We start from the raw sequence: 14929 nt of genomic DNA, 5'->3' as shown, positions 1-14929 counted from the left end.
AGCGGAGGACGCCCGACCCACGATGATGTCCGACGACGAGAATGAGGACGGCAATCGCGAATGGTCGCGATTCTGGCTGACGGCACGGCAATTCTGGCTGGGATCGGCGGCCTGGCGGGTCTGGCTGCTCTGCGCCGCCCTGATCGTCCTCGTGGTGCTGCAGCTCTACGTCCAGTTCCGCTTCAACTACTGGAACCGGGATTTCTTCGATGCGCTGGAACGCCGCGATCCGACGCGGCTGCGGCAACAGGCCGTTCTGCTCATCCCGCTTTGTCTTTCGAGCGTCGTGCTGGCGATTGTCTCGGTGTGGGGCCGCATGGCGATGCAGCGCAACTGGCGGCAATGGCTGAGCGCCAAGGTGATCGATTATTGGGTCGAGAACGACCGCTATGCGCGGCTCGCGACGGTGCGGGGCGATCAGAAGATTCCCGAGTACCGCATCGCCGAGGACATCCGCATCGCGACCGATGCGCCGGTCGACTTCGCGGTCAGCATGATCTCCTCGCTGCTGACGGCGGTGGTGTTCGTGCAGGTGCTGTGGCAAGTCGGCGGGTCGATCGGTTTTGCCGCGGCCGGGCTGCAGTTGTGGATTCCTGGCTACCTGGTGGTCAGCGTCATCGTCTATTCCGTGCTGGTCACCGGGGCCATGCTGTGGGTCGGCTCGCCGCTCACCCGCGTCATCCAGACCAAGAACCAGGCCGAGTCGGAGCTGATCACCGCGGCGCACCACCTGCGCGATATCGGCGAAGGCATCACGCCCAAGCACGAGGAGCGCGGCGTCATCGCGGGCATCTGGATGGCGCTCGACCGTACGATCCAGCAATGGAAGCGGCTGTGCTGGCAATTGATGCGCAACACCCTGGTGTCTCATCTCAATACGCTGATCGCGCCGATCATCGGCCTCGTGCTGTGCGCGCCGAAGTTCCTCGCGGATCAGATGACGCTGGGCGAGCTGACCCAGGCGGCTGCTGCATTCACGCTGGTGCAGGGCTCGTTCAACTGGATGGTGGACAATTTCAGCCGCGTCGCCGAGTGGACGTCGTCGCTGGAGCGCGTCGGCGGATTGCTGCTGTCGCTTGATCGGCTCAACGGCGACGGGGAGTTGAAAGTTACGCCGTCTCCAGCCGCACGTCAGCCAGCAGACGGTTGACATCGGACGGATCGCATAGCGCGGTGCCGGTACGCAGCAACGCTGCCGCGCCGGCCGCAACCGCGAAGCGGAACGCGTCCTCCAGTGGTGCACCTGCCGCGAGCTTCGCCACCAGCGCGCCGAGAAAGCTGTCACCGGCGCCGACGGCGTTGACCGGCACCATGGTCAGCGGCTGGGCGCGCAGCACGCGCTCTGATGTCACCAAGAGCGCGCCGAGATGGCCCATGGTGAGCGCGACCGTGCCGGCCTTGCCGCTTGCGACCAGCGCCCGCGCCGCTCGTTCCCATGCCGCCGCATCGGGCAGTTCGCCGCCGGCGAGCTCCTGCATCTCGCGCAGCGACGGCTTGATCAGGTCGACGCCGCCGGCGACGGCCGCGGCCAGGGCCGGGCCCGATGTGTCGAGGATGAACTGCGCGCCGCGGGCGCGGACGAGCGCGGCAATGCGGGCGTAGTAATCGGTCGGGACCCCGCGCGGCAGGCTGCCGCTGCCGACCACGAAGCGGGGGAATGGATCGATGCGGGCGAGCAGCGCGAGACCAGCCTGCCACTCGCTTTCAGACAGCGTCGGTCCGGGAAGGATGAAGCGGTAGGGCTGGGCCGTGGCGCGCTCCTGCACGAAAAAGTCCTCGCGCGTGTGCTCGGCTGTTGTCCAGGTGAGGCTGGTGACGCCTTCGCTCTCCACGAGCTGCTTCAACAGCTGCCCGGTCGGCCCGCCCACGGGATAGAGCGCGGTCACATCGCCGCCGAGGCGGGTGATCACGCGCGCGACATTGATGCCGCCGCCGCCGGGATCACGCTGCTGCGTGGTGCCGCGCAGCTTCGCTACCGGCATGATCCTCTCGACGGTCGTCGAGACGTCGACAGCCGGGTTCGGCGTGATCGTGACGATGTCACTCATTCTCTGTCAGCGTGTGGGAGCGCCGCCGCTCGCGGGAATGACGGATTCATAGAACGATTTGAGACCAAGGAAGCTGATATCCGGCTTGGTGACGAGGTGCACCGGGATCGGACGCAGATAGCTGTCATAGCGTCCCTTGCTCTCGAACTGCCGGCGGAAATCGGACCTGGCGAAATAGTCGGGAAAGCGCGGCGGGATGCCGCCGGCGATATAGACGCCGCCGCGGGCGCAGAACGTCAAGGTCAGATTGCCGGCGACGGCGCCGAGCCAGGCGCAGAACATGTCGAGCGTCGCGCGGCTGGTCGTGCAGCTGCCGTCGAGCGCGGCGCTGGTGATCGCGGCCGCATCGCGCGGCGGCACTGTGACGCCATCGACGGCGGCAACGGCCCGGTAGACGTTCTCGAGCCCCATGCCCGAGAGCGCCCGCTCGATCGAGACATGGCCGAAGCGCTCGCGCATCTTGGCCAGCACCGCGGCCTCGCGCGCGGTCGTCGCCGGCAGCGTGGCGTGGCCAGCTTCGGTCACGGCCACCATGGGACGGCCGTCGCCCGGGAGATAGCAGGCGGCGCCGAATCCTGTGCCCGGGCCGATCACCAGCATCGGCGCGCCAGCAACGGCTGCGTCGCCGCCGAGCGGAAACAGATCGTCCGGATGCAGCGCCGGCAGCGACCAGCCGACGGCCTCGAAATCGTTGAGGAGCCTTGCCGAGCGCAGATTGAAGCGCGCCTTGAGCTCGGCCCCGTCGATCACCCAGGTCGAATTGGTCAGCATGCCGCGGTTGCGCTCGATCGGACCGGCAATGTCGAGCACGGCCGCGCCGGGTGCCCCGCCGGCCGCATGCCGGGCCAGGAACTCGGTGATGGCATCATCGATGGTCGGATAGTCTGCGACCTTCAGGTGTTCGACATGGTCGATCGTGCCTCCGTCAAGCAGCGCAAAGCGCGCATTGGTGCCGCCGATGTCCCCCAGAAGCACGCGATCGCTCATTCCTCACTCTTCCGCCCGGTTGTGCGGCCCGGCCGGATCGTCGGGCGACCGCCTTGCCGCAATCATCTCCGCATACCATCGCGCCGATGCCTTGGGAATGCGGCGCTGCGTGGCGTGGTCGACATAGACAATGCCGAAACGCTGCGAATAGCCCGCCCCCCATTCAAAATTATCCATCAGCGACCAGACGAAATAGCCGCGCACATCCGCGCCCGCGGCGATGGCCTGTTCCATGGCCGTGATATAGGCCTTGAGATAGCCGATCCGGTCGTCATCCTGGATATCGCCCGCGGGATCGATCACGTCGGCGGCGGCCGTGCCGTTCTCCATCACATAGATCGGGATCCGGAACCGCTGGTCGATATCGACCAGCGTTTCGCGGAACGCATCCGGCACCACGGGCCAGCCGATCGCACTGCGCGGCACGGCCTGCGGCGGCGGACCGAAACTGGCGCCGATCAGGTTGGTGTCGGCCTTGACGTAATGCGGCGAATAGTGATTCAGCCCGAACCAGTCGACGGGGCGGCCGATCTGCGCCATGTCGTCGGGCCTGACATAGGGCGTGACGGCGTCGCGCAGTGCCGGCGGATAGCAGGCGAACGCCTGCGGAAACGGGAAGGCGTCGTTCCAATAGGCCGCGAGCCGCAGCGCGGCAGCCGCGTCCTCGGGACTGCTGGTGCAGGGATAGCAGGGCTGGCGATTATGGATGGCGCCGATCGAGGCGCCGACGACGTCGCGGCGCAGCACGTCGACGGCGCGGCCATGGCTGAGATTGACGTGATGAATGGCCTGGTGCAGCGCTGCCTTGTCTGCGACGCCCGGCGCATGCCAGCCCAGCCCGTAGCCGAACAGCGTGAACACGCCAGGCTCGTTGAAGGTCGCGAAGCGCTTGACCCGGTCACCATAGCGCCGCGCCACCAGTGCGGTGTAGTCGGCGAACCAGCCGGCGATATCGCGGTTCTGCCAGCCGCCGAGCTCGCCCAGGGCCTGCGGCAGGTCCCAATGATAGAGGCAGAGCCAGGGCTCGATTCCTGCGGCCAGCAGGGCATCGATCAGGCGGTCGTAGAAGGCAAGTCCGGCTTCGTTGGCCGCGCCGCGTCCCTGCGGCAGCACCCGCGGCCAGGCGATCGAGAAGCGATAGGCATCGAGGCCGAGATCGCGCATCAGCGTCACATCGTCGGCATAGCGATGATAGTGGTCGCACGCGATGTCAGCGGTATCATTGTGGCTGACGCGGCCGGGCGCCCGCAGATAGACATCCCAGATGCTGTCGGCCCGACCGTCGCGATGCGCCGCGCCTTCGATCTGGAAGGCCGAGGTGGATGCGCCCCAGACGAAGCGTGGACGGGTGGTCATAAGAGATGGGCCTGCACTGGAACGAACGGCCGCATGATGCAGATCGCAGACGTCGAACCGTTGACCGGGATCAATCCGGCGAGGATCGCCTGGGCTGGTGCGATCCGGTCCTGCGTCTGACACGGGCAATCATGCAGGCACCGGGGCTTGCATCGGGGCCTAAAGCTGTGGAACGTGCGGCCGCCGAAATTTGGAGCCCCGGCGCGGATGAGCGTCTTTCTGCTGCGGCGATGCCTGACCTTGCTTGCGACCCTTGTCGGCGCGTCGCTGATCATTTTCCTCGTGCTCGACGCGTTGCCGGGGAATGCCGCCCAGATGCTGATGGGCGCGGATGCCTCGCCGGACGCTGTCAGGGCCCTGACCGTCAAGCTCGGGCTGGATCAGCCGCTGGCGCTCCGCTATCTGCATTGGCTCCGCGGGCTCGTGGTCGGTGATCTCGGCAACAGCTATGCCTATGGCACGCCGGTGGCCGAACTGATCCGCGAGCGGCTGGCGATGACCATTCCGCTCGCGATCCTCGCGATGCTGCTGACGACGGTGCTGGCGCTTGCGGCCGGAATCTATACGGCGGCCCATCATAACCGGCTGGGCGATGTCGGCGTGATGTCGCTGACCCAGATCGGCATCGCGCTGCCCAACTTCTGGTTTGCGATCCTGCTGATCCTCTTGTTCGCGGTGAAGCTGCAATGGCTGTCAGCCGGCGGCTTCCCCGGCTGGGAGGACGGCATCTGGCCCGGATTGCGATCGCTGCTGCTGCCGGCGGTGGCGCTCGCGGTGGTGCAGGCGGCGATCCTGGCGCGGGTGACGCGCTCGGCGGTGCTCGACGTGCTGCGCGAGGACTTCGTCCGCACGGCGCGGGCCAAAGGGCTGACGAAGCGCGAGGTGCTGTGGCAGCACGTGCTGCGCAACGCGATGATCCCGGTGCTCACCGTGATGGGCCTGCAATTCGCCAATCTCCTGGCCGGCACCATCGTGATCGAGAACGTGTTCTATCTGCCGGGCCTCGGGCGGCTGATCTTCCAGTCGATCGCCAACCGCGACCTGATCGTCGTGCGCAACTGCGTCATGCTGCTCGCGGGCATGGTCATCATCGTCAACTTCGTGGTCGACGTCCTCTATGCGGTGATCGATCCGCGCATCAAGGTCCACGAGCTGTGAGTTCGTCGGTTACAGTTCAAGCCGCTGCAAGTGCCGCGCCGTTGCCCAATGGCTTCTGGCGCCGGGCCTTGCGGCATCGCAGCTTCATGGTCGGCGCGCTGCTGTGCCTCCTGGTGCTCGGCGCTGCGCTGCTGTCGCTGGTCTGGACGCCGTGGTCGGCCTATGAGATCGACGTCGCTGCGAAGCTGCGGCCGCCATCGGCGGCGCATTGGCTCGGCACCGATGTGCTCGGCCGCGACATCGTCTCGCTGCTGCTGGTCGGCGCGCGCGCGACCATCCTCGTCGGCATCATCGCAGTCGGCATCGGCCTCACTTGCGGCGTCTGCCTCGGGCTGATCGCCGCCGCGCAGCGCGGCTGGACGGAAGAGCTGATCATGCGCTTCAGCGACTTCACCTTCGCTTTTCCTGCGGTGCTGTCGGCGATCATGCTCGCCGCGGTCATCGGTCCGGGCATGGTGACGTCGATCACCGCGATCGGCATCTTCCAGATCCCGGTGTTAGTCCGCGTCACCCGCGGCTCGGCCGGCGCGATCTGGGCCCGTGAGTTCATTCTCGCCGCGCGCGCCGCCGGCAAGGGCCGCGTCCGCATCACCATCGAGCACGTGCTGCCGAACATTCTGTCGATCCTGATCGTGCAGGCGACGATCCAGTTCGCACTGGCGATCCTGGCCGAGGCGGCGCTGTCCTATCTCGGCTTGGGCACGCAGCCGCCGCAGCCGTCCTGGGGGCGCATGCTGAACGACGCGCAGACCCTGCTGTTCCAGTCGCCGAGCCTTGCCGTCTATCCGGGCGCCGCGATCGCGCTGGCCGTGCTCGGCCTCAATCTGCTCGGCGACGGTCTGCGCGACCTGCTCGACCCGCGGCTGGCGAGGCAGCGATGACCGCCGGAGATCAGGCCCTGCTCGACGTCTCGAATCTCGGCATCCGGCTCGACACCAGCCGGGGTCCCGCGCAGGCGGTGCGCGAGGTGTCGTTCGCGCTTCGGCGCGGCGAGACGCTCGGCATCGTCGGCGAATCCGGCTGCGGCAAGTCGATCACGGCGCTCGCATTGCTCGGGCTGCTGCCCGACAGCGCGGTTGTGAGTGGCAACATCAGGCTCGATGGCCGTGAGCTGGTCGGCCTTGCGGAGGCTGATTATTGCACGCTACGCGGCAACCGCATCAGCATGATCTTCCAGGAGCCGATGACCGCGCTCAACCCGATGCACACGATCGGCCATCAGGTGGCCGAGCCGTTGCTGCGCCACACCGGATGCTCGGCCACTGAGGCCAAGCGCCAGGCGATCGCGCTGCTCGACCGTGTCGGTCTACCGGATCCCGCCCGGCGCTACGACGCCTATCCGCATCAATTTTCCGGCGGTCAGCGCCAGCGCATCACCATTGCCATGGCGCTCGCCTGCAAGCCGGATGTGCTGATCGCCGACGAGCCGACCACCGCGCTCGACGTCACCATCCAGCGCCAGATCCTCGATCTGATCGCCGATCTCGTGGCCGAGCAGGGCATGGCGATGATCCTGATCTCGCATGATCTCGGTGTCATCGCTGAGAATGTGCAGCGCATGATCGTGATGTATGGCGGCACGGTGGTCGAGAGTGGCACCACGGATGCGGTGTTCTCGCGCATGGGCCATCCCTACACGCAGGGCCTGTTCCGCGCGCGGCCGCGGCTCGGCGCCCGCAAGGGCACGCGGCTTGCCACCATCGCAGGCACGGTGCCGGAGCTCGCCGATCTGCCGGCCGGATGTCCATTTGCCGATCGCTGCAATCTGGTCGTCGACGCCTGTCGCACGGCGCTGCCGCCGGTGGCCGAGATCGGTGCTGGTCATGCGGTTCGCTGTATCCGGACCGATGTCGCGTTGACGCGCGATCCGGTGGGAGTGATCGCGTGAGCGAGGTCGTCGATCGCCGGGCCGAGACCGCGCTGCTCGAGATCAAGGATCTCGTGCAGCGCTATACGCTGCCGCGCGAGAGCCTGCTGCGGCCGCCAGGACAGGTGCGGGCACTGAATGGCGTCTCGCTCAAGCTGATGCCCGGCAAGAGCCTCGGCATCGTCGGCGAGTCCGGCTCCGGCAAATCGACTCTGGCGCGGCTGATCATGGCGCTGGAACGGCCGTCCTCGGGAGCGGTGCTGATGGCGGGGCGTGATCTCGAACGGCTGTCTGCGGATGAGCTGCGCCGCGCGCGGCGCGATTTCCAGATGGTGTTCCAGGATCCCTATGGATCGCTCGATCCGCGCCAGACCATCGCGCGCATCGTCGCCGAGCCGCTGACGGCTCTGGAGAGCCCCGATCGCGCGTCTTTGCGCATGCGCGTCGCCAACGTGCTGCGGCAGGTCGGATTACGCGATGCCGACATGGACAAATATCCGCATGAATTCTCCGGCGGCCAGCGGCAGCGGATCGCGATTGCGCGCGCCCTGATCACGCAGCCGAAGCTGATCGTCGCCGACGAGCCGGTCTCGGCGCTCGACGTCTCGGTGCAGGCGCAGGTGCTGAACCTGATGCAGGACCTGCAGGAGCAGTTCGGCCTCAGCTACGTCCTGATTAGCCACGATCTCGCGGTCGTCGACTATCTCTGCGACGAGGTCGCCGTGATGTATCTCGGCCGCATTGTCGAGCAGGGCCGGCCCGAGGACCTGTTCGGGCAATGCGCGCATCCTTATACGCGGGCGTTGCTGGATGCGGTGCCGCGGGCGCAGGCCGGCGCAGTCCGGCGACGGCGCGAGAACGTCGCGATCGCCTCGCAATCCGTGGGCGCCTCGGGATGCGCCTACGCGCCGCGCTGCCCGCTCGCCGATTCTCATTGTCGCGAGACTGCTCCCGCCTTGCGGCCGCTCACGGCGCAACATTTGGCTGCCTGCCACAAGGCGGAAAGCGTCATGGCGCTGCCGGCGCTCGTCGCCGCAGAACAACCGCCTCTTGTCTCCAAGCCTTTTTGACGCGTAATTTGGTTCCGTCCGGGAGAAACACACAATGTTCAAGAGATTATCGATCGTCGCACTGGCCGCGCTCGTCGCGGCCATCGGGCCGGCCTCGGCGCAGAGCAAAAAAGACAGCGTCGTCGTCGGCATGACCTTGGAGCCGCCGGGCCTCGACCCGACCAGCGCGGCCGCCGCGGCCATCGCCGAGGTCACGCTCTACAATGTCTATGAGACGCTGACCAAGATCAACGAGGACGGCTCGGTGTCGCCGCTGCTGGCGCAGAGCTGGCAGGCCTCGTCCGATCTGAAGAGCTACACCTTCAAGCTGGCCAAGGGCGTTAAATTCCAGAACGGCGAGGCGTTCGATTCCTCGACGGTGAAGTTCGCGTTCGAGCGCGCTGGCGCCGCCAACAGCACCAACAAAGACAAGGCGCTGTTCCAAGCGATGGAACAGGTGACAGCTCCCGATGCCGAGACGATCGAGATCAAGCTGAAATATTCCGAGCCGAACCTGCCGTTCCTGCTCGGACAGGCGACCGCATCAATCGTCGAGCCGAAGAGCGCGCCGACCAATGCGACGCAGCCGGTTGGCACCGGGCCGTATACGCTCGGCGCCTGGGCCAAGGGCTCGTCGCTGACCTTGAACAAATGGCCCGATTATCGCAACGCGGCCGCGGTCAAGCTGTCCAAGGTGACGATCCGCTTCATCTCCGACCCGGCGGCGCAGGTCGCGGCGCTGCTGTCGGGCGATGTCGACGCCTTCCCGCGCGGCACCTCGGCGCGCACCTTGCCGCAGTTCAAATCCGACCCGCGCTTTACGGTGCTGATCGGTGGCTCCAAGGCGAAGACCATCGTCACCATCAACAACAAGAAGAAGCCGCTCGACGACGTTCGCGTCCGCCGCGCCATCCTGGCCGCGATCGACCGCAAGGCGATGATCGAGGGCGCCGTCGATGGGCTGGGCACGCCGATCGGCAGCTTCTACGTGCCGGGCTCGCTCGGCTATGTCGATACCACCGACATCAATCCCTACGATCCGGAGAAGGCCAAGAAGCTGCTTGCCGAGGCCGGCGTAACTACGCCGCTGCAGCTCTCTCTACGGCTGCCGCCGCCGGCCTATGCGCGGCAGGGCGGCGAGGTGCTCGCGGCGCAATTGGCCAAGGTCGGCATCATCGCCAAGATCGAGAATCTCGAATGGGCGGCGTGGCTGTCTCAGGTCTTCAACGGCCCGCACGATTTCGACCTGACGATCGTCTCGCATGTCGAGCCGTTCGATCTCGTGAAGTTCACCGAGAAGAACTACTATTTCGGCTATCAGTCCGAGGCGTTCGACAGGCTGTATCAGCAGATCGTCGATACGCCGAACGAGACGGAGCGCGCCAAGCTGCTCGGCGACGCCCAGCGCATGCTGGCGACCGACGCTGCCGCCGGTTTCCTGTTCCAGCCGCAATGGATCACGATCATCAACAAGAAGCTGAAGGGCGTCTGGAAGGACGTGCCGCAGTTCGAGAATGATTTCTCGAGCTGGTCCTGGGAGTGATCGGGCCTCACAGTCAATTGGCGCCGCAGCCGCGCTGCCCAAGACAGTGCTTTTCCCCGTGTGGACTCACAAGGGGAAGGCAATTGCATATGGCCAATCTGAGTTTTTCGCGAAGCCATTTCCACATCGTCATGCCCGGGCTCTGTCCCGGGCATCCACGTCGTCCTCAGCATGCCGGACGACGTGGATGGCCGGGACAAGCCCGGCCATGACGACGTGGGGACAGACCAGCGCAACATTTCGATCTCAAATGCGATAGCCCTGCTCACAAGGGGAGAGCCACAGCAACGAGCACCGGCACATCAAGAACTGCCGTCTGGCATATGCATCGGCGTGATGCATGCCGTCCCTGAAATCATCAGGTCAGTGCGGCCACTCGATCGGCGTGAAGCGCAGCTCCCGCCGCCGCATCTCGGCCTGCAGCTCCTGGGCATATTGCTTGGCCCTGTCCCCGATCAGGCGATAGGGGCCCCCGATCCGGCTATCGGCGGCTACCTGCTTCCGGACACTCTCGTAATAGGCCAACAAGCTTTCGTCCGTTGAATTCACAAATCGCATCGCTAAACGCCCTTGCAACAATCCCCCTCGCGGCCAGTGTGCATGTGTTGCCAGCCCTGGCAGCGACATGGGTTAAAGTTCCGACGCGACAAAAAGTTCCGTTCTCCCGTTCCAAAGCGCCGTATCGGCGCTGTGGTCGCCCTCGCGCCGCAAGAGCCTTTCGTCACCGGCCCGCTTAAGCCTTCAGCGAAGGCGAGGTCGGGGCATGGGGGCGGGCATTCTGGTCATCGTGCGGATCTGCAGCAGACCACGGTGGCATTCGGCCATGCTGCCATTGCTGCATGCCACGCGCATCACTCATGCCGATGTGCCATGCGGACCCGACTGGCTGAGCACGTCGTGCGAACGTGATTGCAACCTATGGGCGCGTTAGCCTATGGTGGTGCCATCTGCGTTGACGTGTCGGACGGTCGAGCATGGACAGGAAATCTGCATGTCTGGCCGCGGCCATGAGCTGTCGCGAGGAAGCGGAGCGCGATCCGGCACGTCGTGATCTCTGGTTGCTGCAGGCGTCCAAATGGACGGCGCTGGCCGGCGAGCAGGCGGGGCACGCTCTGATCGTTTGCGAGCCCGTGGCCTCCGCAGCTCAGGACGTCCGTCGCTGAGCCCGGATCATTGCAAGGTCGGGTCGAGCCGGTCGCGCAGCCAGTCGCCGATCATCGAGACCGCGAGCGTGGTGATGACGATCGTGACTGCCGGGGCCAGCATGACCCATGGCGCGCGCGTAAGGTATTCGCGGCCATAGCCGACCATGTTGCCGAGGCTGGTCATCGGCGGCTGCACGCCGAGGCCAAGGAAGGACAGGCCGGATTCCAGCAGGATGACCTCCGGGAACACCAAGGTCATCGAGACGATCAGTGTCGAGGCGATGTTCGGCAGGATGTGCCTGAGATAGACGCGCTGCGGCGTCGCGCCGAGCTGACGCACGGCGGCGGCGTAGCCCTGCGCATTGGCTGAGATCGCCAGCCCGCGCGCGATGCGCGCGTAACGCTCCCAGCCGAACAGGCCCATCAGCCCGATCAACAGCGGCAGCGAATTGCCGAAGAAGGCGAGCACCGCGAGCGCCAGGATCAGGAACGGCATGCTGGCCTGGAAGTCGGCGAGCATCAGCACGAATTGCTCGACCAGGCCGCGGAAATGCGCGGCCAGGAAGCCGAGCGTGGTGCCGACGATGGCCGAGATCGCGGTCGCGCCGAACGCGATCAGCAATGAGATCCGGATCGAGACGATCAGGCGCGACAGCACGTCGCGGCCGAGCTCGTCGGTGCCGAGCCAATGCGCCGGGTTGCCCGGCAAAGCAAGACGGTTGCGCAGATCGAACTTGGTGAAGCCATAGGGCGCGATCTGATCGGCGAAGATGGCCACGATGAGCATCGCTGCGATCCAGCCGATGGCCATGATGACCGAGACGGGAATATTGGGCCAGCGCAGCCGCCTTGCGGTGGGGGCCTTCATCGCAACATCGGTCATGCCGCAGCTCCCTTGCTGCGCAGCCGTGGATCGAGCAGGCCGTACAGGAAATCGACGATCAGGTTCGAGGTGACCATCGTCATCGCCACCAGCAGCAGGATGCATTGCACGACCGCGAGGTCGCGATTGGCGACCGCGACGACCAACAGCCGGCCCACGCCGGGCCACGAGAACACGCTTTCGACCACGACGGCACCGGCGATCAGGCTGCCGACCATGAAGCCGAGAATGGTCACGGTGGGAATCGCGGCATTCGGCAGCGCATGGTCCGTGATCACGCGCCGCCAGGGCACGCCCTTGGCCGATGCCGTGCGAATATAGGGCTGGCCGAGGATCTCCAGCATGGCGCTGCGCGTGAACCGCGCCAGCACGGCGGCGCCGCCGAAGCCGAGTGTGGCGATCGGCAGGATGGCGTGACGCCACGAGTCCTGTCCGCCCGACGGCAGCCAGCCGAGTTGCACGGCGAAGATCAAGACCAGCAGCAGCGCCAGCACAAAGCTCGGCACCGTGAAGCCGGCCACGGCCGTGATCATCACCGCGCGGTCGATGGCAGATCCCCGATGCAGCGCGGCATAGATTCCCGCGGGAATGCCGAGCAGCACCTTCACCAGGAAGGCCGGAATGGTCAGCGCGAGCGTCGCAGGAATGCGCTCGATGACCAATTGGATCGCCGGTCGGCCGTCGCGCATCGAGCGCCCGAGCTCACCCTGGCCGATCGCCTTGAAGTAGTCGAGATACTGCACCCAGATCGGATGATCGAGGCCCCAGGCCTTGCGGAACGCCTCGATCACCTCGGGCGGCGCTTCAGGTCCCATGATCATCAGCGCGGGATCGCCGGAGAGCCTGAGCACGATGAAGGCGAAGGTGACGACCAGCGCGATCGTCAGCAGCGCGCGCGCAAAGCGGATCGCGAAGAAGCGGAGCATCACGCGGCGTCCTGGGCTTGCGACGACGCACCCGCCACGAGATGGCACGCCACCTGTCGCTGCGGATCCGGCGCGGTGAGCTGCGGCACCTCGACGGCGCAACGCGCCGTCGCGTGGCGGCAGCGCGGATGGAAGGCGCAGCCGGACGGCCGCGCGGCCGGATTGGGCGGATCGCCCGTCAGCACGATGCGGTTCGAGCTGCGCCGGCCGGGCGCCGGCGAGGCTGACACCAGCGCCTGCGTATAAGGATGCTGCGGCCGCGCGAACAGATCATCGGCATCGCCGAACTCGACGATGCGGCCGAGATACATCACGGCGACCTTGCTGCTGATCTGCCGGATGACGCGCAGGTCATGGCTGATGAACAACATGGTCAGTCCGAGCCGCGCCTGCAGATCGATCAGCAGGTTGACCACCTGCGCCTGGATCGAGACGTCGAGCGCGCTCACCGGCTCGTCGCAGACGAGGAAGTCGGGTTTCGTCGCCAGCGCGCGCGCCAGCACGATGCGCTGGCGCTGGCCGCCGGAGAGGGCGCCGGGATAGCGCGCGCCATGGCTGTCGTTGAGATCGACGGATCGCAACAGCTCGTGCACGCGCGCGTCGCGCTCGGCCTTGGTGCCGATGTTGTGGATGTCGAGCGGCTCGCGGATCTGCGCGGCGACGGCAAGCCTTCGATCGAGCGCGCCGAGCGGGTCCTGGAAGATCATCTGCATGCGCGCGCGTTGCGCGCACCAGGCGGCTGTGCCCGGTGCAGCGATCGGCGCACCATCGAAGTGCACGCTGCCTTGGTCAGGTGGCTCGAGTCCGAGCACCATGCGTCCGGTGGTGGATTTGCCGGAGCCGGATTCGCCGACGATGCCGAGCGTCTCGCCTTTTTGAATCGAGAAGCTCAAATTGTCGACGGCACGGACGGAGATGGGCCGCCCGAACAGGCCGGACCGCATCCGATAGGTGCGCGAGATCGCCTGGACCTCGACCTGCGGCGTTGTCATTCGGCGGCGAGCTCCACCGGCAGCCGTTGCGGCCGCAGGCAGGCCACCGCGCGCTCCTGCTCGGAGGGCGCCAGCGGCGGCACGCCGGCGTGGCAGTCATCGCCGGCATGATGGCAGCGCGGCGCGAAGGCGCAGCCGCTCGGCAGCGTGCGCGGATCGGGCACGGTGCCGGGAATCGCCTGCAGCCGTCGCCGCGCGCCATCCAGCGGCGGCAGCGCGCCGATCAGGCCTTGCGCGTAAGGGTGCCAGGGATCGTCGAACAGCCGCGTGGCGGGTGCGCGCTCGACGATGCGGCCGGCATACATCACGCAGACCCGGTCGCAATTCTCGGCGACAACGCCGAGGTCATGACTGATCAGCACCATCGCCATGTTGAACTCGCGGCGCACGGCGGACAGCAGATCCAGGATCTGCGCCTGGATGGTGGCGTCGAGCGCGGTGGTCGGCTCGTCGGCGATCAAGAGGTCCGGCTGACCGGCCAGCGCCATCGCGATCATGATCCGCTGCACCTGGCCGCCGGAGAATTCGTGCGGATAGGCCGATAGCCGCCGCGCCGCGTCGGGAATGCCGACGAGATCGAGCAGCCGCAGCGCCTCAATGCGCGCGGCTTCGCCGTGGAGGGCGCGATGCAAAGCGAGGCTCTCACACAATTGACGGCGGATGGTGAGCACCGGATTGAGCGCGCTGGCGGGATCCTGGAAGATCATCGCGATGCGCCGGCCACGCACCTGGTCGAGCACCGCGCCGGGCGCGCCGAGCAGCTCGCGGCCGTCGAGCTGCACCGAGCCCGCCACCTTCGCCTTCGCCGGCAGCAGGCCGAGCGCCGCGAGCCAGGTCACCGACTTGCCGGATCCGGACTCGCCGACGAGGCCGACCGCCTCGCCCTTGCCGATGTCGAGATCGATGCCATGCAGCACAGGCGTGCCGTCGAAGGCGACTTTCAGGCCGGAGATGCGGACCAGCGGCGCCACGGCA

Annotated in this window: 14 protein-coding genes; 6 read left to right on the top strand and 8 right to left on the bottom strand. The window is 66.6% G+C overall.

Annotation, left to right across the window (positions count from 1 at the left end; genetic code table 11):
• Positions 1–25: 25 nt before the first annotated feature.
• Positions 26–1150 carry an SbmA/BacA-like family transporter gene (locus BBTA_RS30365; RefSeq protein ID WP_012046330.1) on the top strand — a complete coding sequence of 375 codons (1125 nt, stop codon included), beginning with the start codon at positions 26–28 and terminating at the stop codon, positions 1148–1150.
• Here the strand turns inward: BBTA_RS30365 and BBTA_RS30360 are convergent.
• Genes BBTA_RS30360 through BBTA_RS30350 form a run of 3 tightly spaced genes read right to left on the bottom strand, consistent with a single transcriptional unit; the run spans position 1110 to position 4391 of the window.
• Complete coding sequence (locus tag BBTA_RS30360; protein ID WP_012046329.1) at positions 1110–2048, bottom strand: 1-phosphofructokinase family hexose kinase; 939 nt, start codon at positions 2046–2048, stop codon at positions 1110–1112. The genes BBTA_RS30365 and BBTA_RS30360 overlap by 41 nt on opposite strands.
• A gap of 6 nt (positions 2049–2054) precedes the next feature.
• Positions 2055–3035, bottom strand: a complete 981-nt coding sequence (glk, locus tag BBTA_RS30355; protein WP_012046328.1) for a glucokinase — start codon at positions 3033–3035, stop codon at positions 2055–2057.
• A gap of 3 nt (positions 3036–3038) precedes the next feature.
• A complete protein-coding gene (locus BBTA_RS30350) occupies positions 3039–4391 on the bottom strand; it encodes a GH1 family beta-glucosidase (protein WP_012046327.1) in 1353 nt (450 codons plus the stop codon).
• A gap of 207 nt (positions 4392–4598) precedes the next feature.
• Here BBTA_RS30350 and BBTA_RS30345 point away from each other — a divergent pair, with 207 nt between their 5' ends.
• The 5 genes from BBTA_RS30345 (at position 4599) to BBTA_RS30325 (ending at position 10008) form a co-directional block, all read left to right on the top strand.
• Complete coding sequence (locus tag BBTA_RS30345) at positions 4599–5549, top strand: ABC transporter permease (RefSeq protein ID WP_012046326.1); 951 nt, start codon at positions 4599–4601, stop codon at positions 5547–5549.
• An 86-nt stretch (positions 5550–5635) separates the two neighbouring features.
• A complete protein-coding gene (locus BBTA_RS30340) occupies positions 5636–6430 on the top strand; it encodes an ABC transporter permease (RefSeq protein WP_371260216.1) in 795 nt (264 codons plus the stop codon).
• Positions 6427–7437 carry an ABC transporter ATP-binding protein gene (locus BBTA_RS30335; RefSeq protein ID WP_012046324.1) on the top strand — a complete coding sequence of 337 codons (1011 nt, stop codon included), beginning with the start codon at positions 6427–6429 and terminating at the stop codon, positions 7435–7437. The genes BBTA_RS30340 and BBTA_RS30335 overlap by 4 nt, the downstream gene beginning before the upstream one ends.
• Positions 7434–8486, top strand: coding sequence for an ABC transporter ATP-binding protein (locus BBTA_RS30330; RefSeq protein ID WP_012046323.1), 1053 nt, complete (start codon positions 7434–7436; stop codon positions 8484–8486). Before BBTA_RS30335 ends, BBTA_RS30330 begins: the two co-directional genes overlap by 4 nt.
• Positions 8487–8520: 34 nt before the next feature.
• A complete protein-coding gene (locus tag BBTA_RS30325; protein WP_012046322.1) occupies positions 8521–10008 on the top strand; it encodes an ABC transporter substrate-binding protein in 1488 nt (495 codons plus the stop codon).
• A gap of 363 nt (positions 10009–10371) precedes the next feature.
• Here BBTA_RS30325 and BBTA_RS30320 read toward each other — a convergent pair whose 3' ends face one another.
• From BBTA_RS30320 to BBTA_RS30295, 5 genes are all read right to left on the bottom strand, one after another.
• Positions 10372–10566, bottom strand: coding sequence for a hypothetical protein (locus BBTA_RS30320; protein ID WP_041750979.1), 195 nt, complete (start codon positions 10564–10566; stop codon positions 10372–10374).
• A 612-nt stretch (positions 10567–11178) separates the two neighbouring features.
• Positions 11179–12021 carry an ABC transporter permease gene (locus BBTA_RS30310; RefSeq protein WP_371260215.1) on the bottom strand — a complete coding sequence of 281 codons (843 nt, stop codon included), beginning with the start codon at positions 12019–12021 and terminating at the stop codon, positions 11179–11181.
• 11 nt (positions 12022–12032) lie between these two features.
• Complete coding sequence (locus tag BBTA_RS30305) at positions 12033–12962, bottom strand: ABC transporter permease (RefSeq protein ID WP_012046318.1); 930 nt, start codon at positions 12960–12962, stop codon at positions 12033–12035.
• Positions 12962–13954 (bottom strand): ABC transporter ATP-binding protein, encoded by a 993-nt coding sequence (locus BBTA_RS30300; protein WP_012046317.1) that lies wholly within the window; start codon positions 13952–13954, stop codon positions 12962–12964. Before BBTA_RS30300 ends, BBTA_RS30305 begins: the two co-directional genes overlap by 1 nt.
• On the bottom strand, positions 13951–14925 hold the full coding sequence (locus tag BBTA_RS30295) for an ABC transporter ATP-binding protein (RefSeq protein ID WP_012046316.1): 975 nt from the start codon (positions 14923–14925) through the stop codon (positions 13951–13953). Before BBTA_RS30295 ends, BBTA_RS30300 begins: the two co-directional genes overlap by 4 nt.
• Between the last annotated feature and the right edge of the window lie 4 nt (positions 14926–14929).

This window comes from Bradyrhizobium sp. BTAi1, from assembly GCF_000015165.1.
In the GTDB taxonomy this organism is placed as follows: Bacteria; Pseudomonadota; Alphaproteobacteria; order Rhizobiales; family Xanthobacteraceae; genus Bradyrhizobium; species Bradyrhizobium denitrificans.
Note: the sequence above shows the minus strand (reverse complement) of the source record. Positions and strands in the feature narration are given on the sequence as shown.

Bases quoted from the DNA above. Each gene is read 5' to 3' on its own strand.
- BBTA_RS30365 (WP_012046330.1), top strand. From the start codon at position 26: ATGTCCGACGACGAGAATGAGGACGGCAATCGCGAATGGTCGCGATTC.
- BBTA_RS30360 (WP_012046329.1), bottom strand. From the start codon at position 2,048: ATGAGTGACATCGTCACGATCACGCCGAACCCGGCTGTCGACGTCTCG.
- glk (WP_012046328.1), bottom strand. From the start codon at position 3,035: ATGAGCGATCGCGTGCTTCTGGGGGACATCGGCGGCACCAATGCGCGC.
- BBTA_RS30350 (WP_012046327.1), bottom strand. From the start codon at position 4,391: ATGACCACCCGTCCACGCTTCGTCTGGGGCGCATCCACCTCGGCCTTC.
- BBTA_RS30345 (WP_012046326.1), top strand. From the start codon at position 4,599: ATGAGCGTCTTTCTGCTGCGGCGATGCCTGACCTTGCTTGCGACCCTT.
- BBTA_RS30340 (WP_371260216.1), top strand. From the start codon at position 5,636: ATGGTCGGCGCGCTGCTGTGCCTCCTGGTGCTCGGCGCTGCGCTGCTG.
- BBTA_RS30335 (WP_012046324.1), top strand. From the start codon at position 6,427: ATGACCGCCGGAGATCAGGCCCTGCTCGACGTCTCGAATCTCGGCATC.
- BBTA_RS30325 (WP_012046322.1), top strand. From the start codon at position 8,521: ATGTTCAAGAGATTATCGATCGTCGCACTGGCCGCGCTCGTCGCGGCC.
- BBTA_RS30320 (WP_041750979.1), bottom strand. From the start codon at position 10,566: ATGCGATTTGTGAATTCAACGGACGAAAGCTTGTTGGCCTATTACGAG.
- BBTA_RS30310 (WP_371260215.1), bottom strand. From the start codon at position 12,021: ATGAAGGCCCCCACCGCAAGGCGGCTGCGCTGGCCCAATATTCCCGTC.
- BBTA_RS30305 (WP_012046318.1), bottom strand. From the start codon at position 12,962: ATGCTCCGCTTCTTCGCGATCCGCTTTGCGCGCGCGCTGCTGACGATC.
- BBTA_RS30300 (WP_012046317.1), bottom strand. From the start codon at position 13,954: ATGACAACGCCGCAGGTCGAGGTCCAGGCGATCTCGCGCACCTATCGG.